This window comes from Streptacidiphilus sp. PB12-B1b (assembly GCF_014084125.1).
Taxonomy (GTDB): Bacteria; Actinomycetota; Actinomycetes; order Streptomycetales; family Streptomycetaceae; genus Streptacidiphilus.
In genome coordinates this window covers 5,017,047-5,038,290 of the sequence record NZ_CP048405.1, presented here as the reverse complement: position 1 = coordinate 5,038,290, position 21,244 = coordinate 5,017,047, and the positions used below count along the sequence as shown (strand labels likewise).

Genomic DNA, 21,244 nt, shown 5'->3' with positions numbered 1-21,244 from the left:
GGGCCGTCAGGCCCGCCGGCCTCAGCTGCCGGCCAGCGTGCCCGCCAGGGAGCCGGTGGCCGCCAGGCCGCCGGCAGGTGCGTCCAGCGCGGCGACCTGGGCGGCGCTCAGCGCGCTGCCCCAGGTCTCGACGTCGCTGATCTGGCCGGGGAAGTAGTCGACCTGCAGCCCGGTGTACAGGTCGCGGCCGATGTCCAGATCCCCGCTGCTGCTCCAGGTCGGCAGGCCGCTCTGGCTGCCGACCAGGACGCCGTCGACGTAGACGGACGCGGTCCTGCTGGTCGCGTCGTACACACCGGTGAGGTGGTACCAGGTGTCGGCGGTGACCGTCGCGGTGCCGTCCGGGCCGTTGATGGTCGGGCTGGCCGAGTCGTTGTCGCTGATGGCGAAGGCCCAGTTGCCGCTGTTGTACTGGAGGTAGAAGGGGCTGTTCTCGGTCCCGAACTCGCTGAGCACGGTGTAGTTGGCGCCGGTGCTCGGGATCGAGGTCAGCTCGGCCCAGGCCGAGACGGTGAACGAGCCGCCGGTGTCCACCGCGTTGCCGTTGGTCTCGGCGTAGCCGCTGTCGCCGTCGAAGCCCAGGTCGGGGTGGCCGTCGCGGGTGCCCCAGGTGGCGCCGGCCTCGCTGACGTAGCCGCTCAGGCCGCCGGCCGAGTCGTCGATCGTCGAGCCGCTGCCCTCGTCGAGCAGCCACTGGTGGGTCGGCGCGGGGCCGCCCTGGCCGGCCGTACCGGCGTAGAACCACAGCTTGCTGCTCTTGTCGATGGCGTACAGCCCCGGGGTGCCGTCGCCGAGGACGTCGCCGGGGCTGGTCACCACCGGGTAGTCGGCCGGGTCCAGGCCGGTGGCGATCGGGGTGCCGCCGGAGGCCGGGGTGCCCAGGCTCTCGGGGTAGCCGCTGCTGTCGAAGGTGATGGGGTACTGGGTGATCGCGCCCGCGGAGTTCCGGGCCCACAGCACCGGCCGCCCGCCGACCAGGCCGGGGCCGAGCACGGTGACGCCGGACCAGCCGCTGGTGCCCAGCTTGACCGGGTCCTTGAGGAAGTTGGCCCCGGTCCGGCCCTGGTACAGCCACAGCGCGTCGCCCTCGACGGTCACGATGTCGTGGGTGCCGCTCACGTCGCGGCTGGAGCCGGTGTAGAGGTCGCCGACGGCGACGATCTGGGTGAGGTTCTTCCAGTCGGTGGCGTCGTAGCCGGTGCAGTCCGCGGTCGAGGTGGGGAAGCAGCTGGTGCCGCCGCTGTCCGAGGTGACCTCCGCCTTGGTCAGGTCGACCGCGCTGGACGGGTTCTGGAAGGCGCCGGCGCCGGTGTTCTTGTACAGGTAGAGGTTGCCGGTGGCGGTGTTGAAGGCCCAGATGTCGTCGCCGGGGCCGTTGCTGAACGAGCCGCCGTGGGTGACCAGGTACTTGCTCCACGGGGTGGTCCCGGCGTCCGGGGTGTCCGCCTGCGGGCTGAGCACGGTCGGGGCGGCGGCCGGGTCGGCGTCACCGGGGTGGAGCAGCAGCCCGCCGCTGGTCGCGCCGGTGGTGAGCAGGTCGGGGATGCCGTCGCCGGTCAGGTCGCCGAAGGTGACCTTGGCACCCGGGTACCAGGGCAGGTAGAAGGAGTACGGGGTGGCGGCGGAGCGGTTGCCTGCGGCGTCCGCGGCCTGGACCCAGACCGTGGTCGTGCCCCAGTCGGCGGGCTGCACGGTGAGCGCCGCCGCGCCGCCGGTGGCGGCCAGGAAGGTGCCCCCGTTGGTGGGGACGGGCGTGTCGACCGAGTAGTAGAAGCCGCTCACTCCGGGGCCGCCCGGGTCGGTGCTGCTGAGGTCGAGCACCCCGCTGTTGTTTCCGGCCTGCTGGAACCGCTTGCTGGTGCCGGTGCTGCTGCCGGACGGCGGGAAGTCGGTGGAGCTGACCACCGGATTGGTCGGCGGGGTCTGCACGGCGGTGAAGGTGCAGGCCGACGACGCCGCCGAGGTGTCGTACTGGTCGTCGGCGGTCACCGTCCAGGAGTACTGGTGCCCGCTGGTCAGCGCCGGGGTCTGCACCTGGACGGTGGCGCCGGAGGCGGCCCAGCCGCTGGACGTCAGCGTCGGCAGGGTCTGCCCGGCGGTGACGTCGACCAGGGTGAACACGCCCTGCAGCTGCGCGCTGGGGACGCTGCTGGTGAGCGTGGCGCTGAGGGTGGCGGCGTCGGTCCCGCCGGTGCCGGCCATCGGCAGGTAGCCGGTTGCGGAGCCGCCGCACGGCTGGTTCACGCCGCTGGAGGTGACCGGGGTGGGGCTGGCCGCGGTGGCGGTCGGGGTGTTGGGCTTGATGTCGTACGTGGTGGTGATGGTCGGGTTGCTGTTGAACCGGACCAGGGTGTCGGACGACGACTCGTTGCCGTACAGACCCCAGGTGAGGTTGGTGTTGTTGCCCGCGGCCAGCGCCTGCATCGCGCCGGTGATGTCCACGGTGTAGCTGTTGACGCCGCAGCCGCCGTCGGTGGCGACGGTGAAGTTGTCGATGTCGTTGATCTTGCCGGGCTGGTTGCTCCAGCTGGACGGGCTGGACATCAGGCCGGTCTGGTACAGCGAGATGGGCTCGGAGATGCCGCAGCCGCTCTGCGCGGAGTACACCTCGGAGAGGTTGACGACCGAGTGGGTGATCTGGTCGTCGGAGCCGATGCCGCCCAGGCTGTCCTGGTAGAAGGAGCGGTAGGCGCCCGGGCAGGAGGAGTTGGTCTCCACGTTGCCGACGCCCAGGCCCTCCTTGGCGGTGCTGCTGCTGTCGTAGTTGTTGTAGCTCGGGCAGCCGGCCTGGACCTCGGTGAAGTTGGCCTCCCCGCCGGTGGCGGTCGGCAGGCTCCAGGTCGGGTCGATGTACTCGGGAAGCTTCGGGGCGCCGTGGCCGAGGCGGGCGGCGGCGCTGTCCAGGGTGATGCCGGTGGCGGTGACCGTGGCCGGCAGCTTGGCGACGTCGGAGCGGCGGCCGGGACCGGCGACGCCGGCGGTGGCGGCGGGCGCGGTCTCGGGCGCGTCGGCGTCGGCGCGGCCGTCGGTGGCGGAGTCCCAGACGGCGGGGGCCGGGGAGGCGAGGACCACCGCGCCGGTACGGGAGTCGTAGGCGGTCAGGTTCCCGGCGGCGTCCTGCCGCAGGGCCAGCCCCTTGAGGCCGGTGGCGAAGGTGAGGGTGCCGGCGGCCCGGGCCGCGGCGGCGGTGCGGGCGGTGAAGACCTCGCCGAAGCCGCCGTCGGTCCGGGCGGTGACGGTCAGATCCAGGCCGGGGGAGATGTCGCGGTAGGTGGCGGTGTCGCCCGAGAGCACCGGGGCGGGCAGGGCGAACGGCAGGGTCAGCGCCAGGGTGTGCCCGGCGCCGTCGTCCAGCGACACCAGCGGGCCCCGGCCGCCGGGGGAGAGTTCGAGCGTGCCCTGCGCGGCGGTGGTGACGATGCGTCCGTCCGGGCCCTTCCGCAGGTCGGCGTCGAGCGCTGCCCAGCCGCCGCTCCGGGTCCTCATCCGGGCCGGACGGGTGGAGGTCACCGTGGTGAACGAGCCGTCGGCGTTGGCCCGGGTCACCGAGGTCGCGGTGGTCAGCGCGTCGACCGTGACCGGCCTGCCGGTGGCCCGGGCCCGGCTGCGGGCGGCGAGCTGCGCCCGCAGCCCGGCGCCGACGGCCGGAGCGGCGGCGGCCCCGGCGGCGGACGCGGGTACCGGCCCGGAGCCGGTGGCGGCGTGGGCGGCGGCGGTGCCGGTCAGTGCGAGCGCTGCGGCCAGCAGGGCGCTGACCGCGCCTGTGGCCCTGCGGGATCTGGACATGGTTCGTCCCCCCATCCTTGGTCGGGATCGGTGCGGAATTCCCGGACGCGGTGCGCGCCCACCGGCGATATTCACATGTTCCCGGCCGCCGGTGCGGGGCCTGGTCGGCAGACGGCCCGTCAGATTCCGAAAGCGGTCAAAGGCCGTTCCTGATCCGGTTAATGACCGCGAATTCACCCCGTTCGGGCCCCGATCCGCCGTGCTTTGCTGGGCATTCCCCGCGCGTGTGGTAACGCGCGCTATCTCGACGAGGAGAAAGTTCTGCGATGAGTCGAATATCCTCAGCGAACCACCGGAGACCCCGCCGCATTCTCGGCGCGGTCGCGGTGGTCGTCGCGGCGGCGATGGCGACGGCCGGGGTGGAGGCCACCGCCGCCACGCCCGCGTCGGCCGCCACCCACCACCAGAAGAACAAGGTCTGGTCCGGGCTGACCAAGCCGCAGCAGACCCCGTCGGTGCGCGGGGCGGCGGCGGTCAGGCCGGGCCTGACGCCCGCGCAGCAGCGGGTGCGGGCCGACGCGCCCCACCCGTACAAGGCGCCCGCCGTGGTGTGGCCGAGCGGATCGGCGACGCTGGTGCCTACCCCGGCGTCCGATGCCGCCCGTACCTCGGCCGTGGCCGGGGCCGGTTCGCTGCCGGTGTCGGTGGCCGCCGTGGCCCCGGGCGGATCTGCGGCCAAGCCCGCAGCCGAGCCCGCAGCCAAGTCCGCAGCGAAGTCCGTTGCGGCGAAGACGACTTCAGCAGCCGCGTCGGCCACGGCAGCGGTGCCGGTGGCGTCGGTGGCGGTGTCGGTGGCCCCGCATGCCGCCGCGACCGCCGCGGGCGTCAGCGGCGTGGTGTTCACGGTGGCCCGGGCCGACCGCGCGGCCGGTGCCGCGCCGGTCTCGGTCTCCCTGGACTACGCCGCGTTCGCCGCGGCCTACGGCGGCGGCTGGCAGGACCGGCTGAAGCTGGTGGAGCTGCCGGCCTGCGCGCTGACCACCCCGAAGGTGGCGGCGTGCCGGGCGCAGACGCCGGTGGCGTTCTCCCAGGACTCCGCCCGGCAGACGCTCACCGCCACCGTCCCGGTCGGCCCCGGCGGCGTGGCGGCCAAGGCCCAGGCAACCAGGGCCGGGGCAGCCAGGGCCGGGTCGGTCACGGCCGCGCCGATGGTGCTGGCGGCGACCTCCTCCGGCTCCGGCTCGGTGGGCAGCTACACCGCCACCGACCTCTCCCCGTCCGGGAGTTGGTCGGCCGGGGGCAACTCCGGTGACTTCACCTACTCCTACCCGGTCACGCTGCCCACGGCGGCGACCGGCGCCACTCCGGGCGTGACCCTGGCGTACGACTCCGGCACCGTGGACGCCAGGACCTCGGCGACCAACGCGCAGGCGTCCTGGATCGGCGACGGCTGGGACTACACGCCCGGCTTCGTCGAGCGCTCCTACCAGCCCTGCTCCCAGGACGGCATCAGCAACTCCAACGACCAGTGCTGGGGCGGGAACCAGGTCCAGCTGTCGCTGGGCTCGCATTCGGCCACGCTGGTGCTGGACTCCAGTGGCGTGTGGAAGTCGCAGACCGACGACGGCACGGTGGTCACCGAGCTGAGCAACCAGGGCAACGGCGCCTACGACGGCGAGGCGTGGAAGGTCGTCACCCCGGACGGCACCCAGTACTACTTCGGGACGGACTCCCTGCCGGGCACCGCCTCCGGCGCCTCCACCGACAGCGTGCTGACCGAGCCGGTCTACTGCCCCAAGAGCGGCGACGGGCCGATGGTGCCCGCCATGCCCTCGTGCAACTCCTCCGCGCAGGGCGCCAAGTCGGTTGCCACCGCCATGGGTTACCGGTGGAACCTGGCGTACGTGGTCGATCCGCACGGCAACCTGCAGACCTACGACTGGACGCCGGAGACCAACTACTACTCCATGGGCGGCGGCCAGAACCCCGGCAAGGGCGTCAACACGGTCTACAGCCGTGGCAGTTACCTGTCCTCCATCTCCTACGGATACCGGCTGGCCGATGCCGTCGGCGGCGCCGAGCCGGTGGACGTGGTGAATTTCGGGGTCGCCGAACGGTGCGTGACCTCGACAACGGTGTGCGCCCCGGGAAACCTGTCCGCGTCGACCGCCGCCAACTGGCCGGACGTTCCGTTCGACCTGGTCTGCACGCAGAACGGTACGTGCTCGAACAGCGCGCCGTCGTTCTTCTCCACCAAACGCCTCACCCAGATCTCCACGGAGGTCCTGGTCGGCGGGGTGTACAAGCCGGTGGACTCCTACGCGCTGACGCAGATGTTCCCCGCGCCGCAGGCCGGGGTGGTCACCAGCGGGGTGTCCTCGGCCAACCAGGGCGACGGCACGGTCGCGGTGATGTGGCTGTCCTCGATCCAGCGCACCGGCCAGGACGCGCTGGGCGGCGGCGCCGCCGCGTCCACGCCGCCGGTGACCTTCGTGGCGGACGAGATGCCCAACCGGGTGGACGGCCCGCTCGCCGACGGCACCACGCCACCGGCGCTGTACCGGCCCCGGATGGACTCCGTCACCACCGAGTCCGGCGCGCAGATCGTGGTCTCCTACGGCTACCAGCCGGGCCAGCAGTGCTCCCGGCTGCAGAACGCCATGCCGGCCGGGCCGGACTCCAACACCATGAACTGCTTCCCGGTGTACTGGACCGACTCCGGATCCACCTCGTCCAACCCTGACAACCTGGTCCTGGACTGGTTCAACAAGCCGGAGGTCACCGAGGTCACCACCAACGACCTAGTCGCCCCGGCGGCCTGGTCGCAGACGCAGACCACCCAGTACTCCTACGCGGGCATCGCCTGGCACCGGGACGACTCCCCGCTGACCCTGCCCGCCGACCGCACCTGGGACGACTTCCGCGGCTACCGCACGGTCACCACCACCACCGGGACGGCCTCGGCCGAGTCGGTGCCCACGCAGACCGTCACCACCTACCTGCAGGGCATGGACGGCGACTACAAGGCCGACGGAAGCCGGCGCTCGGTCACCGTCGCGGACACGGTGGGGGACCAGGTCACCGACTCCGACTGGCTGTCCGGCCAGCCGCTGGAGACCGACACCCTGCTGGGAGTGGGCGGCCCGGTGCAGTCCAAGACCGTCGACGGCCCCTGGACGTTCACCACCACCGCCACCGAGAACCAGGCCGAGTCCATGCCGCCGCTGCTCGCCCGGATGGGCGCGACCAGCGAATCCCGCAGCTACGAGCTGCTGCACGACGGGAGTTGGCGCAGGACCGAGACCGACACGGCCTACGACTCCTCCGGCCGGGTCACCACCGTGGACGCCAAGGGCGACGGCACCGCCGCCGACCCGGAGGTGTGCACCACCACCTCCTACGCCGCCGAGGCCGCCGCCGACCCCGATCCGAACCTGCTGCGCTACCCCGACGAGGTCAAGGCCGTCCAGGGCGCCTGCGGCACCGCGGCGACCGCCGCCGACACCGTCTCGGACACGCTGACCTTCTACGACTCGGCCCCGGGCGGCTCGCTGACCGGCCCGGGCAACGTGACCTCCACCTCGACCGTGGACTCCTACGACGCCTCGGGCGATCCGGTGTACGTCACCGGCGGCAGCAAGCAGTACGACGTCTACGGGCGGGTCACGCAGAGCACCGACCCCAAGGGCCATGTCACCTCGGTCGCCTACTCGGCGCCGGGCGCCTCCCCGGCGACGGTCACCACGACCGGCCCGATGACCACCCCGAGCCCGTGGACCAGCACGCAGACCATGGACCCGGCACGGGGCCTGCCGGTGGCCTCCACCGACGTCAACGGCGAGCTCACCACCGAGACCTACGACGGCCTCGGACGGCTCACCGCCGAGTGGTCGCCGCTGCACGCGCAGAGCGCCGGGGCGCCGGCGGACACCACCGTCGCCTACGCGGTCAACGGCGCCTCCGGGCCGTCCACGACCTCCACCTCCAAGCTGCGGGACGACGGGTCGTACGCCACCACCGTGGTGCTGTACGACGGCCAGATGCGGCAGATCCAGTCCCAGGCGCCGACTGCCGACGCCGAGGCCGGACGCCTGATCACCGACACCCACTACAACGCCCTCGGGCAGACGGTGAAGACCACCGGCGCCTACTACGACCGGACGGCCGGCCCGGCGACGACGGTGTTCGTCCCGGCCAACGACAGCGTGGTCCCGTCGGAGACCGAGACGCTCTTCGACGGCATGGGCCGCACCGTGAAGGTGCTGGCGGTGGCGTACGGGGTGAACCAGGACTCCACCACCACCGCCTACCCGGGCGCCGACCAGACCGACGTGACCCCGCCGACCGGGTCCAGGGCCACCAGCACGTTCACCGACGCCCAGGGCCGCACCACGGCCACCTGGTCGTACAACACTCCCGCGCCGACCGACAAGGCCGCCGACGCGATCGTCACCGGCTACACCTACACCCCGGCCGGCAAACTCGCCACCATGACCGACGCCGGCGGCAACCGCTGGGTGTACAGCTACGACCTGCACGGCCGGCAGACCAAGAGCGTCGACCCGGGCGCGGGCACCAGCACCACCGGCTACGACGCCGACGGCAACACGCTGACCACGACCGACGCCCGCGGCACCACCCTGACCTACGCCTACGACGCGTTGGACCGGAAGACCGCCGAGTACGACACCACCGGCGGTGCGCAGCCGGACAGCGGCGACGAACTCGCCGCCTGGACCTACGACTCGCTGGAGAAGGGGCAGCCGACCGCGCAGATCCGCTACACCGACGGCGCCGCCGACGCGGCCAGGACCTACACCACCGCCGTCACCGGCTACACCCCGCTGTACCAGGCCACGGGCAGCAAGGTGACCGTCCCGTCCGCCGAAGGGGCACTGGCCGGGACGTACGCGGCGAGCAGCCAGTACACCGCGCAGACCTCGGAGTTGACCAGCACCGGCTACGGCGCCGAGGGCGGGCTGCCCGCCGACCAGGTCAACTACACCTACACCCTGTCGGGGCTGCTGAACGGCTTCAACGGTGACGACGTCTACCTCAACGAGGTGTCCTACAGCCCCTTCGGGCAGGTCACCGGCACCAACTTCGGCGTCTGGGGCGACGAGTTGAACCGTGCCGAGGTCTACGACCAGTCCACCGGACGGCTGTTGACCGTCAGCGACCAGCTGCAGACCCTGGCCTCGCCGTTGCAGACCACCGACTACACCTACAACCAGGCCGGTTCGCTCACCTCCGAGTCCGCCGCGCAGTACGGGGTGGGCACCGCCGACACCCAGTGCTTCGGCTACGACCAGCAGGACCGGCTCACCTCCGCCTGGACCGACACCAACGGGGTGGCCTCCACCACCGGTTCGACCACCGCGCAGGTGCAGGGCATCGGCGGCTGCAACGACAGCGCGCCGGTGGCCGGCAAGGTCACCGGGGGTCCGGCGCCCTACTGGCAGACGTACTCCTACGACGCCCTGGGCGACCGGGTCGGCGAGACCCAGCACGACACCTCGGTGTCGTCCACGTCCGGCAACACCACCCAGACCCTGGGCTACCCCGGCTACAACCCGGCCACCGGCGGCAACACCACCGCCACCACGCCGGACGCGGTGCAGACCGCGACCGTCACCGGCCCCAACGGCACCGCCACCACCAGCTACGGCTACGACCCGGCCGGGAACACCACCAGCCGCACGGTGACGAAGACCGGGACCATCAACGCCCCGGCCTCGCAGACCATCGGCTACGACGCCGAGGGCCGTACCCAGACCGTCAAGAACACGGCCACCGGAGCCGTCAGCAGCTACACCTACGACGCCTCCGGCAACCTGCTGCTGCAGCACGACCCGGCGGCCCAACAGACCGTCCTCTACCTGCCGTTCGGCGAGCAGATCACGCTGGACACGGCGACCCAGGCGGTCAGCGGGCAGCGCTACTACTCCGCCAGCCCGGACGGCGTGCAGATCGTCCTGGCGTCCAGCGGCGCGACCGACTACGAACTGCCCAACACCCAGGGAACCGCGGAGACCACCGTCGACGCCACCACCTCGGCCTACGCGTTCCGCTACTTCGACCCCTACGGCCAGCCCCGCGGCGCAACCCCGGCCGCCTGGCCCGACCAGCACTCCTACCTCGGCCAGGCACAGGACCCGACCACCGGCCTGGACCTGCTCGGCGCCCGCGAGTACGACCCGGCCACCGGGCGGTTCCAGTCGGTCGACCCGGTCCTGGAGTCCGGCGACACCACCGAGATGAACGGCTACGCCTACGCGGGCGACAACCCGGTCGCCAACACCGACCCGACCGGGCTGACCTTCATCCGGCTGCCCGGCGGCGGTGACGACACCGACGACAACGGCGGCTGCGACGCCGCCTGCCAGGCCGGGGGCGGCGCGGCCGGCGGAGGCGCCGCGGGCGGAGGCGGAGGCACGGCCAACGGCTCCGAGGGCAGGCGGGCGGCGCCCCCGTCCGGGGCCAAGCCGCCGGTGCCGGTGCTGCCCAACGACGTGCCGCACTACGTGGTCGTCAACGGGCACGAGTGCGACACCGACATCTGCCAGGCGTACGCCCAGGCCTACGCCTACGCCATGACGGCGGCGGGCAACGCCATCAACGGCCCGATGACCTTCGACAACGCAGGCGCCAGTGAACTGGAGGCCATGGGCCTGCCCGACTACCAGCAGTCCAACCAGGGCGTCGGCGGGGTGATCAAACGGTTCACCAAGGACCTCAACCCGTGGAACCTGCTGGGCAACGGCAACGCCTTCGACTTCGGCGCCCAGTCGGGCGGCGGCATGAAGGAGGGGAGCTCCGGCGGCTCCTCCGGCCAGGGGCCCGCGCTGTCCTCGCTGGACGGACCGGACTACATCACCGTGGAGGCGGGCGCCGACATCGGCGTCGGCGTCTCGGTCGCCTGCACCATCACCCGGCAGGGGCACATGTTCATCAGCGACGGGCTCTCGGTCGGCGCGGGCGCGGACATCAGCGCCAGGGCCGGGAAGATCGGCGGCCACCGCGACCAGCTGCACCAGTCGGACATCGACAGCTTCGTCAGCGGCTGGTCGATCACCGTGTCCGGATCCGCCCTCGGTTCGGGCGCCATCGTCCTCGGCCAGCCCGGCCGACCGGACCAGCTCAACTCGTACAGCCAGGAGGGCGGTGTCGCCGCCGGCGCCGGTATCGCCATCGGCGGCTCCTACGCGTACGGCCCCTACACCACCCCGCTGGGATGGTGAGCCGGCTGACCGACCCGGTGCACTGACAGCCGTGGCCCCGTCGCGGATTGCGACGGGGCCACGGCCGTCACGGGGACGGGACGCCGAAGCACTGCTCCTCGGCCTCCTCGGCCGGTGCGGCGGGCCGCAGACAGACCCGCACCGGCGAGCCCTTGGCGGCGATCCAGACCATCGGCGTGTACACGAAGCCCTCCGCGCGGGCGGCGTTCGGCACCCGCGCGGTGCGGGTGGCGGAGCCGGGCACGCTGATCGACAGCACGTCCCCGGCCTGGGAGTTCCAGACCCGCGCCCACGCCGCCTGGCACTGCGGCTTGTAGCGGACCTCGATGCCCGCGCCGGTCCTGGTCTGGAAGTCGGCCAGGGTCTGCGGCTCCACGCCGCACAGCATCGTCTGCGGATCCGCCCCGTTGCAGCTGCGGCCGGTGCAGCCCACCCGGAAGACACTGGCCGAGGGGTTCGGCGCCGCCCGGCCGGAGCCCCCCGACCCGCGCCACTCGTACGCGGCCCCGGCCGTCAGCGTCGCCACCAGCAGCCCGCTCGCCAGGACGGCGGCCAGCGGCGAGCGCAGCCGCAGCCCCCGCCCGGACGTCGCGCCCGCCGCCGGGGCCGGTGGCCCGCTGTCGGTTGGAACCGGAGCCGGGGCCGGAGCGGAAGCAGGGACCGGAACAGGGGTCGGGCCCGGATCGGCCGCCGGGGCGGGCTTCCCGGCGGTCGCGGCGCGACCGCTCCACGCCGACTCGGCCCGCTCCCACAGCGCGCGCAGCCGCGGCTCCGGTTCGTCCGCGAGCGCGCACAGCGTGCTCACCGCCGACCACGGCGGCAGCGACTTGGCGTTCAGGTACCGCTCCCACGACGACCTGCTGTACGTGGACGCGGCAGCCAGCGCCGTCATGCTCAGCCCGGCGCGGGCCCGCAGCGTGCGAAGCTCGGCGGCCAGCCGCCGGCATTCGGGTCGAGGCTCCGTCATCCCCGCAGCGCCGCCCAGGTCATCGGGCCGATCTGGCCGTCGACGGACAGGTGTTGCACCTGCTGCTCGCGGATCACCGCCAACTCGGTCAGCGGTCCGAAGGAGCCGTCGATGCCGCCCGGCGATATGCCGGTCCGCTGCAGCAGGCACTGCAGCTCGGCCACCTCGGGCCCGCTCATCTCGACCTGCAGGTGGTCGCTGGTGGTGGCGCTGTTGCCCGCGTACCAGCGGCCGTCCCGCTTGCTGAACCGGCAGGTGTACGTGGCCGGGGAGGAGACCACCGCCCCGGTCGCCCGGACCGCGACCGGCGCTGCCGCCGCACTGGCCGTGTGCCCGGAGTGGACGGCGAGCAGCGCGATCGCCGCGCCGGCCACGGCGGACAGCGCGGCTATGGCGACGGTGCGCAGGCCCGGCGGCAGCGGGGCCCGGGCCTTGCCCTGCGGCGCGGGCCGGGGCGCGGGAAGGGCGGCCTCCGGCTGCTCCGATGCGACCGCGCCGCCCTCCGCCGCTGCCGCGTCCTGGTCGGGCCCGGCGGGTGGGCCGGGCTGCCAGACCTCGCGCGCGGCCTCGTGCAGCACCTGTAGCCGCACCTGGTCCGCTCCGGCGAGATCGGCCAGCGCCACGGCGGCCTCGAACGGCGGCAGCGTCTGTCCCCCGAGATAGCGCTCCCAGGACGTCGCGCTGTAACCGGTCTTGGCGGCGAGCCGGTCCAGGCTCAGCCCGCTGTCGTCCTTCATCCGGCGCAGCTGGGCGATCAGTTGGATGACCGCCGGATCGAGTCCTTCGGGAAGTGCCTTCCAGCGTGCCAATTTCACTCCAGGACGTTCGGGCCGATGACATCGGAACCTCTGGGAACGGCGTGTGTCGGCCAGATGCTACCGGCTGCCCCGTCCAGGCCGTACGGGGCTTTCCCGGCGTCCCGTCGTACCGTCATTCTCCTTGCCGTCCCCGCAGGTCAGGGCCTGTCCCGTCCCGCGATCTCAGCATTCGCGGGCGTCCTGTCGCGCCCGGCGGCACGCGCGCCGCAGGCTCTCCCCGTATCCGGCGCTCCGCCAGGGGACGCCGGGCCCCGGCGCCGCACCCGGGCCGGGCCGGAGTCGGACGCGTGACAGCAGGGGGAGATGTCGTGACGGTCATGGAACTGCGCTCGGCCACGGCCGGACCGACGGCGGGCGGGCGGCGGCCGCCCCGGCCGGAGCCCCGCCGGGCCGGTGCCGGGCTGCGGTTCGGCGTCCTCGGTCCGCTGGAGGTGCGCACCGGCGGCCGGGAGCTGCCGCTGGGCTCGCCCAAGCAGCGGCTGGTACTGGCGCTGCTGCTGTGCGAGCCGGGGGCGGTGGTTCCGGTGGCCCGGCTGCTGGACGCGCTGTGGCCGGGGGAGCAGCCGCGCAACGCCCGCAAGACCGTCCAGGTCTATGTGTCCGGCCTGCGCCGCATTCTGGAGGCGGCGGGCGGGGAGGCGCGGATCGCGTTCCGGTTCTCCGGCTACCGGATCGCGCTGTGCCCGGCGGAGCTGGACTCCGAGCGCTTCGACCAGCTGGTCCGGGAGGGCGACCGCTGCCTGCAGGGCGGTGAGCCGGAGCAGGGCACGGCGGTCCTCAGGCAGGCGCTGGCGTTGTGGCGGGGCCCGGTGCTGCGCGAGTTCGAGCAGGTGGAGGCGGTGCGCCGGGCCGCCGCCCGGCTGACCGAGCGGCGGCTGTCGGTCTCCGAGCGCTGGGCCGAGGCGGAGCTGGCGCTGCGCGGCCCGTCGGCCGTCCTGGACGCCCTGGCCGAGTTGGCCTGGGAGCACCCGCTGCGCGAGCGGCTGCGCGCGCTGCAGATCTCGGCGTTCCGCCAGGCCGGGCAGGTGGCCGAGGCGTTGGCCGTGTACGACGAGGTGCGGCAGGGCCTGGCCCGGGACTTCGGCCTGGCCCCCGGCCCGGCGGTCCGGCAGGCCCACCGGGAGCTGCTGGAGCAGGGGCCGGTACGCGGCCCCGGCCCGCGCTGGGCGCCCCCGGCGCCGCGCTCCCGGCCCCGACTGCCGCCGGAGCCCGAGGACTTCACCGGCCGGGCCGGGGCCGCCGAGTGGCTGGGCGCGCAGCTGACCGGGCCCGCCCCGGCGGGCGCGGTGGTGCTGCACGGTCAGGTCGGCGTCGGCAAGACGGCGCTCGCCCTGCACGCGGGGCACCGGCTGCGGGCGGGGTTCCCCGACGGCTGCGTGCTGCTGCGGCTGCGCGGCGGCAACGGCGCGCCGCGCCCGCTGGCCTCGGTGCTGGCGGAGCTGTGGCAGATCGCGGGCCTGCCGGGCACGGCCCCGGCGGACGACGAGACGGCGGCCGCGGTCTGGCAGGACCGCGCGGCCTCGCTGCGGCTGCTGCTGGTCCTGGACGACGCCCGGGACGAGACGGTGGTCCGGCGGCTCGTCCCGCACGACGGCCCGGGCCGGGCGCTGATCACCTCCCGCTCGCGGCTCTCCGCGTTGGGCCGCGCCAGCCGGTTCGAGCTGCCGCCGCTGCCGCCCGAGCAGGCGCTGCGGCTGTTCGAGCGGGTGCTCGGCCCGGAGCGGACGGCCCGTGATCCGCGCGCTGCCGAGCACATCGTCCGGCTCACCGGCCTGCTGCCGCTGGGGGTGCGGGTGGCGGCCGACCGGCTGGCGGCGCTGCCGCACCTGTCGCTGGCCGACTTCGCCTCGCGGCTGGGCGGCGGCCCTCGGCTGGACCTGCTGCGGGTCGGCGACGTCTCGGTGCGGGAGCGGCTGGACGCCGCGCTCGCGGACCTGCCGCAGGACGTCCGGGCGCTGCTGCCGGGCGTCGGCTCGCTGCCGCCGGGGCCGTTCACCCAGCCCGAGGCCGAGGCGGCGACCGGGGCTGCGGGCGACGCGGTGTGCGCACTGCTGGAGGCCCTGATCGAGAACGGCGTGGTCAGCGCCCCGGACCGGGAGCAGCCGCAGGGCCTGGCCCGGTTCGCGCTGCCGCCGCTGATGCACCTGCGGCTGCGCGAGCCCGCAGCGCTTTCCCAGGGGTTTTGAAATCTTCTTCCAGGCAGTGCGCCTGGATATGGGATGCGTTGTGCCCTATGGGCGCCGCCGGTGTTTCCTGAGCAGGGCCGTTCGAATTTTTGCCCCTTTAATCGCGGGGTGCCCGGGGCCCTGCGGGCCGCTCCGGGACCGGCCGTACCCGGGCAGGACGGACGCGCTGGTGGCAACGTTGCTGCTCAACGTGGTCCACAATCCGCCCAAACTGCGCTAAACGAGTTTGAGTTCCGTGCACACTAAAGTGTGCCTGTGATAGAAACAATGGGGGAAAGGGTGTCGAGCAGCGGGGTGGAACGGTAGTGGGGGAGCGGCTCGCTTTCAGGATTCTGGGACCATTGGCCGTCTTGGTGGGAGGGCGTAAAGTCAATATCGGGGGACCGCGCCAGCGCACGATCCTCGCACTGCTGCTGCTCAGCCCCGGACGCATCGTCTCGGTGGACACGCTGGTCGACGAGGTCTGGCAGGGACGGCCGCCCGCCACCGCCCGTACCCAGGTCGCCATCTGCATCGCCGCGCTGCGCAAGCAGCTGAAGGCGGAGGGGTTCGCCGAGGAGATCATCGCCACCGCGCACCCCGGCTACCTGCTGAACGCCGAGGGCCACGACGTGGACGCCACGGACTTCACCCGGCAGATCGCCGCCGCCGAGCGGGCCGTCACCGAGGCCCGCACGGCCGAGGCCGCGCAGGCGTACCGGCGGGCGCTGGCGCTGTGGAGCGGCCCGGCGCTGGCCGGGGTGAGCGGCCGGCTGGTCGAGGACGAGGCCCAGCGGCTGGAGGAGCTGCGGCTCAACGCCTGCGACGACTCCTTCGCCGTCCAGCTGGAGTTGGGCAACCATCAGGAGCTGATCCCCGAACTGGCCGCGATGGTCCGCGAGCACCCGCTGCGCGAACGGCTGCGGCACCACCTGATGACCGCTCAGTACCGGGCCGGGCGCCGGGCGGAGGCGATGGAGACCTTCCGCAGCGCGCGCCGCCAGCTGATCGACGAACTCGGCCTGGAGCCCGGGCCGGAGCTGCAGGAGCTGCACCGGGCGATCCTGCGGGACGACCCCTCGCTGCTCACCGTCGCGGACAGCGAGTCCCAGCCGACGGCCCTGGTGGTGCCCTCCGAACTGCCGCCCGACGTCCCCGGGTTCACCGGCCGTGACAGCGAACTGGCAGCACTGGACGCGCTGCTGATCCCGCATCAGACCGGCGAGGGGCCCGCGGTCGGGCTGGTCACCGGGGTGGCCGGCGTGGGCAAGACCGGGCTCGCGGTCTGCTGGGCGCACCGCAACTCGGAGCAGTTCCCCGACGGCCGCCTCTTCGCCGACCTGCGCGGCTACGACGAGCACCACGAGGCGACCGCCGCCGGCGAGGTGCTCAGCCGGTTCCTGCGCTCGCTCGGGGTGCCCAGCGAGAACATCCCGGCCGAGCTGGAGAGCCGGATCGCCCTCTACCGCAGCGTCCTGGCCGATCGCCGGGTGCTGATCGTGCTGGACAACGTCCACGCCTTCGCCCAGATCAGACCGCTGCTGCCGGGCAGCGAGGGCTGCTGCGTGCTGGTCACCAGCCGGGACCAGCTGGAGCAGCTGGTCACCTGGCCGCCGCAGGCGCGGGTGCTCCTGGGGCTGCTGCCGCAGGCGCACGCCCTGGAGCTGCTGGGGCGGATCGTCGGCGAGGCGCGGATCGCCGCCGCCCGGCCCGACGCGCTGCGCCTGGTCGAGCTGTGCGACCGGCTGCCGCTGGCGCTGCGGATCGCCGCCGCCCGGCTGGCGTCCAAGCCGCACTGGATGGTGCGGCACCTGGTGGCACGGCTCGACGACGAGCAGCGGCGGCTGGACGAGCTGAGCCAGGGCGAGTCGCAGATAAGGGCGAGCCTGGCGCTGAGCTACCGCTACCTGCCTGCGGACGCCTCCCGGCTGTACCGCAGGCTCGGGCTGCTGCCGGTGCCGGACTTCACCGACTGGGCCGCCGCGGCGCTGCTGGACGTCCCGCTGCTGGACGCCGAGGCGCTGATCGAGCACCTGGTGGACGCCCAGTTCCTGGAGGTGGTGGGCCTGGACGCGACCGGGCGGCTGCGCTACCGCTTCCAGAACCTGCTCCGGCTCTACGCCCGCGAGCGGGCCGAGCAGCAGGAGCCGGAGGCGGACCGGCGGGAGTCGCTGGAGCGCTTCTACCGCACCAGCCTCACCCTGGCCGAGCTGGCCCACCAGCGCGAGTACGGCGGGGACTACTCGGTGATCCACGGCGCCACCCCGCGCCGCGCACTGGACCGGGCGCTGGTGGACGACCTGCTGCAGGCGCCGCTGGAGTGGTTCGAGTCCGAGCGGCTGTCGCTGCTGGCCGTGGTCGAGGGCGCCGCCGACGCCGGCCTGGACGACCTGGCCTGGGACCTGGCCATGTGCATGGTGCCGCTGTTCGAGACCCGCAACTACGTGGACGACTGGCGGGAGAGCTGCCGCACCGCGCTGACCGCCGCCGAGGCCGCGGGCAACCCGCGCGGCCAGGGCGCCATGCTGCACGGCCTGGGCGCGGTCGCCCTGCGGCTGCGCCGACTGGAGGAGGCGCAGGGCTACATCTCCCGCGCGCTGGAACTCTTCCAGGCCGCCGGGGAGGAGCACGGCCGGGCGCTGGCGCTGCGCAACCTGGCCATCGCCGACCGGATGCGCGGCCACCTGGGCCGGGCCCGGAGCAGCCTGGAGGAGGCCCGGGCCACCTTCCACACGGTCGGCGACCACTCCTCGGAGGCGCACGTCCTGAACAACCTGGCCCAGATCGAACTCGACCTGGGCCACCCGGACGAGGCCATGGCCTTCGCCCGCGAGGCGGTCGGCCTGTCCGAGACCATCGGTGTGGGCGGGGCCCGGGGCGTGGCCATGGGCCTGCACCGGCTGGCCCGCGCGTACCTGGCCAAGGGCTGGCTGGACGCGGCGCAGGAGGCGTTCTTGCGGGTGGTGCGGATCGTCAAGGAGAAGTCCGACACGGTCGGGCTGGCCTACGCCCTGCTCGGGCTGGGCGAGGCGCGGATGGAGGCCGGCGCGCTGGACGAGGCCGAGGGCACCCTGGTCGACGCCCTGGACATCGCGGTGCAGATCGACAGCCCGCTGGTGGAGGGGCAGATCAGGCTGGCCCTCGGCGAGGTCTGCGCCAAGCAGGGGTGCCGGGCGCAGGCCGCCGGATACCTGACGGCGGCGCAGGAGACCTTCGCCCGGATCGGCGCGCCGAGCTGGCAGGCCCGGGTGGACAGCGTCATCGCCACGCTCGGACTGGTCGAATCCGACACTACGGAATTCCTCCAGCAATGACGGAGGAAATCCCCGTATGGGCGGGCGGCCGCGGCGCGTACCGTCGTGAGCCTGGGAGCGACAGGCTCACGGCCACGGCGCGTGTCGGGTAGGGGAGGACAACAGTGGATGCCTCGGGCGGTGCCATCATCGCAAGCGCGGTGATGCTGAGCAGTACCACGCTTGCCGTCGCGGGCATGTTCTGGGCGTCCATGGGGCACAGCCGCGAGAGGCGCGACCTGGAACGGCGGGTCTCGGAGATCCAGCTGGAGGTGCGCGGCGAACTGGCCGAGGTGAACGCGCGGGTGGTGGCCATCCAGCGGCTGCTCGAGGACGCGGTGGACTGAGCGCCGCGGGCGGGCGCACGGATACGGCGGCGGGGCACCTGGCCCCGCCGCCGTACTGTCGTCCGTACCGCCGTCGCGCGCGCCGCGCCGCCGTCACCTCGTCACGGCGGCGCCGCCCCCGGTCAGACGTCCCGCCGCCGCAGCAGCACCCCGGCCGCCAGCATCAGGCCCACGCCCCACGCCGCGCACACCGCCAGCCCCTGCCACGGTGACAGCAGCTGGCCCGAGGAGTGGTGCGTGAACAGCACCACCTGCCCGGCGTTGGTCGGCAGGTAGGCCGCGACGTGCCGGCCCACCGTGCCCGGCAGGCTGTCGGCCAGCGGCGAGAGCACCAGCACGAAGGCGATCACCCCGGTCACCGCAGCGGCGGTGTGCCGGATCAGCGCGCCCAGGCCCATGGCGACCACGCTCATCGCCGCCAGGAACAGCCCGCCGCCGGCGACCGCCCGCAGCACGCCCGGATCCCGCAGCGAGACCGGGACGTCGTGGCGCAGCAGGTACGCCCCGGCGGCGAACGAGCCGAAGGAGGCCAGTTCGCCCGCCACCAGCGTCAGCAGCCCGAACGCGCCCGCCTTGGCGGCCAGCACCGGCCACCGCCTCGGCACCGCCAGCAGGCTGGCCCGGATGGTGCCGCTGGAGTACTCGCTGGTGACCACCAGCACCCCCAGCGCGCAGGCCACCAGCTCGGCCAGGCCCATGCCGCCGAAGATGGTGCCCACCGGGTCGCGCACCACGGAGGCGTGGGCCGCCGCGTCGGCGGTGGCCCAGCCGTTGGCGGTGACCGCGGAGATCAGCACCGAGACGCCGACCGCCAGCAGCAGCATCAGCACCAGCGTCCACACCGTGGAGCGCACCGAGCGGATTTTGATCCACTCGGCGCGCAGCAGCGAACCGAACCCGGCCGGGCGGTTCGCGGCAGGCAGGGGGGAGGTCAGTACGGTGGTGGTCATGCCGCGCTCCTGGAGGGGGTGTGCGTGTCGGTGTACTCGACGCTGTCACGCGTCAGATGCATGAACGCCTCCTCCAACGAGGCGCGCTGCGTGGTGAGTTCGTGGATGGCGATGCGCTGGGAGGCGGCGAGTGCGGCGATCCGGGCGGTGTCCAGGCCGGTGACCGTGAGCAGGCTGCCGCCGTCGCCCACGGCCTCGGCCCCGGCCGAGTCGAGCAGCCGGGCCAGCCGGTCCGGCTCGGTGGTCCGCACCAGCACGGCGGACTGCGAGTTGCGTTCGATGAACTCCGCCGTGGGGCAGTCCGCGAGGAGCCGGCCCCGGCCGATCACCACCAGGTGGTCGGCGGTGACCGCCATCTCGTTCATCATGTGGCTGGACACGAAGACCGTGCGGCCCTCGTCCGCGAGGGACTTCATCAGGTTGCGGATCCACAGCACCCCCTCCGGGTCGAGGCCGTTGACCGGCTCGTCCAGCATCAGGATCTGCGGGTCGCCGAGCAGGACGGCGGCGATGCCGAGGCGTTGGCCCATGCCCAGCGAGAAGCCCCCGGCCCGCCTGCGGCCCGCGTCGCCCAGCCCGACCTGCTCCAGCACCCGGTCCACCCGGGAGAGCGGCAGGCCCTGGGTGGCGGCCAGGTAGCGCAGGTGGTTGCGGGCTGTGCGGCCCTTGTGCACGGCCTTGGCCTCCAGCAGCGCGCCGACCGTGCGCAGCGGGTTGACCAGCTGCGCGTAGCCCCGGCCGCCGATGGTGGCGCGGCCGTGGTCCGGCCGGTCCAGGCCGAGGATCAGCCGCATGGTGGTGGACTTGCCCGCGCCGTTGGGCCCGAGGAAGCCGGTGACCTTGCCGGGCCGGAGAGTGAAGCTGAGGTTGTCGACGGCAAGGCGGCCGCCGTAGCGCTTGCTGAGTTCGCTGACCTCGACCAGCGGTGTTGGTACGGACACGTTCTGACTCCTCGTCATGTGTACTGCGGTGATTCGTGCCCGGCCAGCCGCCGGGACAGGTCGCCGACCAGGGCGGCGGCGTGCGGGATCAGGTAGAAGTGGTCGCCGGGGTAGCCGAGGACGTCGAAGCCCCCGCCGGCCGCGTCCACCCAGGCCGCCACGTCGGCGGCCGGGACGTCCGGGTCGACCTCGCCGTGGTAGGCGACGACGTCCAGCGGCAGCGGGCGCAGCCGCGCCTCGTCGGCGTACGCGTCCAGCAGCCGGTAGTCCGAGCGGATCGCCGGGAGCACCAGCTCCAGCAGCTCCGGCTCGTCCAGTGCCTGCGCCAGCGGCCCGCCCCGGCGGCGGACGTCGGCCACCAGCGCGGCGTCGCCCCGGTCGGCGATGTGCTTGCGGCGCAGCCGGTGCGGCGCGGCCCGGCCGGAGACGGCCAGCAGCCGGGGCAGCGGCCCGCCGGTGTCAGCCAGCCGGTGCGCGGTCTCGTACGCCACCGAGGCGCCCATGCTGTGGCCGAAGAAGCCGGTGGGCAGCCCCGGCAGCGCCGCCAGGGCCTCGGCGACCGGCCCGGCCAGCTCGGCCATCCGGTCGGCGCAGGGCTCGGCGATCCGGTCCTCCCGGCCCGGATAGCGCACCGCCACCAGCTCGGTGAGCGGATCGGCCCACTGCGGCCAGTCGCGGAAGAAGCCGGCCGTGCCACCGGCGTGCGGGAAGCACACCAGCCGGGCCCGGGGCCGCGCCACCGGGCGCAGCGCCCGCAGCCAGCGTCCGTGGTTCGAAGCGTTGACGGTCACACGTC

The 21,244-nt window shown here is 73.6% G+C and carries 10 protein-coding genes; 4 read left to right on the top strand and 6 right to left on the bottom strand.

All coding sequences use genetic code 11. The features are described from left to right. Positions 1-21: 21 nt before the first annotated feature. Positions 22-3,786, bottom strand: a complete 3,765-nt coding sequence (locus GXW83_RS22100; protein ID WP_182444787.1) for a LamG-like jellyroll fold domain-containing protein — start codon at positions 3,784-3,786, stop codon at positions 22-24. Positions 3,787-4,052: 266 nt separating this feature from the next. Here GXW83_RS22100 and GXW83_RS22095 point away from each other — a divergent pair, with 266 nt between their 5' ends. After that, on the top strand, positions 4,053-10,967 hold the full coding sequence (locus GXW83_RS22095; protein ID WP_182444785.1) for an RHS repeat domain-containing protein: 6,915 nt from the start codon (positions 4,053-4,055) through the stop codon (positions 10,965-10,967). A 67-nt stretch (positions 10,968-11,034) separates the two neighbouring features. Here GXW83_RS22095 and GXW83_RS22090 read toward each other — a convergent pair whose 3' ends face one another. Beyond that, entirely contained in the window at positions 11,035-11,934 is a 900-nt protein-coding gene (locus GXW83_RS22090; RefSeq protein ID WP_182444783.1) for an XRE family transcriptional regulator, read from the bottom strand. Next, positions 11,931-12,749: a peptidoglycan-binding protein gene (locus GXW83_RS22085; protein ID WP_225447169.1), complete on the bottom strand. Its 819-nt coding sequence runs from the start codon at positions 12,747-12,749 to the stop codon at positions 11,931-11,933. Before GXW83_RS22085 ends, GXW83_RS22090 begins: the two co-directional genes overlap by 4 nt. A gap of 320 nt (positions 12,750-13,069) precedes the next feature. Between GXW83_RS22085 and GXW83_RS22080 the strand changes: the two genes are divergently transcribed. The 3 genes from GXW83_RS22080 to GXW83_RS22070 all read left to right on the top strand — a co-directional run bounded on the left by GXW83_RS22080 (position 13,070) and on the right by GXW83_RS22070 (position 18,557). Continuing rightward, the gene (locus tag GXW83_RS22080) at positions 13,070-14,938 is read left to right on the top strand and encodes a BTAD domain-containing putative transcriptional regulator (RefSeq protein WP_225447529.1); all 1,869 of its coding nucleotides are present in this window, start codon (positions 13,070-13,072) and stop codon (positions 14,936-14,938) included. A 353-nt stretch (positions 14,939-15,291) separates the two neighbouring features. Beyond that, positions 15,292-18,231, top strand: coding sequence for a BTAD domain-containing putative transcriptional regulator (locus GXW83_RS22075; RefSeq protein ID WP_225447168.1), 2,940 nt, complete (start codon positions 15,292-15,294; stop codon positions 18,229-18,231). A 143-nt stretch (positions 18,232-18,374) separates the two neighbouring features. Beyond that, positions 18,375-18,557, top strand: coding sequence for a hypothetical protein (locus tag GXW83_RS22070; RefSeq protein ID WP_182444778.1), 183 nt, complete (start codon positions 18,375-18,377; stop codon positions 18,555-18,557). Between the two features lie 122 nt (positions 18,558-18,679). Here GXW83_RS22070 and GXW83_RS22065 read toward each other — a convergent pair whose 3' ends face one another. Genes GXW83_RS22065 through GXW83_RS22055 form a run of 3 tightly spaced genes read right to left on the bottom strand, consistent with a single transcriptional unit; the run spans position 18,680 to position 21,239 of the window. Then, positions 18,680-19,507 carry an ABC transporter permease gene (locus GXW83_RS22065; protein ID WP_182444776.1) on the bottom strand — a complete coding sequence of 276 codons (828 nt, stop codon included), beginning with the start codon at positions 19,505-19,507 and terminating at the stop codon, positions 18,680-18,682. Continuing rightward, complete coding sequence (locus GXW83_RS22060) at positions 19,504-20,430, bottom strand: ATP-binding cassette domain-containing protein (protein WP_182447497.1); 927 nt, start codon at positions 20,428-20,430, stop codon at positions 19,504-19,506. Before GXW83_RS22060 ends, GXW83_RS22065 begins: the two co-directional genes overlap by 4 nt. 32 nt (positions 20,431-20,462) lie before the next feature. Next, the gene (locus GXW83_RS22055) at positions 20,463-21,239 is read right to left on the bottom strand and encodes a thioesterase II family protein (RefSeq protein WP_225447167.1); all 777 of its coding nucleotides are present in this window, start codon (positions 21,237-21,239) and stop codon (positions 20,463-20,465) included. Positions 21,240-21,244: the final 5 nt, after the last annotated feature.

Excerpts from the sequence above, each read along its gene's own strand:
- GXW83_RS22100 (WP_182444787.1), bottom strand. The coding sequence starts at position 3,786 with ATGTCCAGATCCCGCAGGGCCACAGGCGCGGTCAGCGCCCTGCTGGCC.
- GXW83_RS22095 (WP_182444785.1), top strand. The coding sequence starts at position 4,053 with ATGAGTCGAATATCCTCAGCGAACCACCGGAGACCCCGCCGCATTCTC.
- GXW83_RS22090 (WP_182444783.1), bottom strand. The coding sequence starts at position 11,934 with ATGACGGAGCCTCGACCCGAATGCCGGCGGCTGGCCGCCGAGCTTCGC.
- GXW83_RS22080 (WP_225447529.1), top strand. The coding sequence starts at position 13,070 with ATGGAACTGCGCTCGGCCACGGCCGGACCGACGGCGGGCGGGCGGCGG.
- GXW83_RS22070 (WP_182444778.1), top strand. The coding sequence starts at position 18,375 with ATGCTGAGCAGTACCACGCTTGCCGTCGCGGGCATGTTCTGGGCGTCC.
- GXW83_RS22065 (WP_182444776.1), bottom strand. The coding sequence starts at position 19,507 with ATGACCACCACCGTACTGACCTCCCCCCTGCCTGCCGCGAACCGCCCG.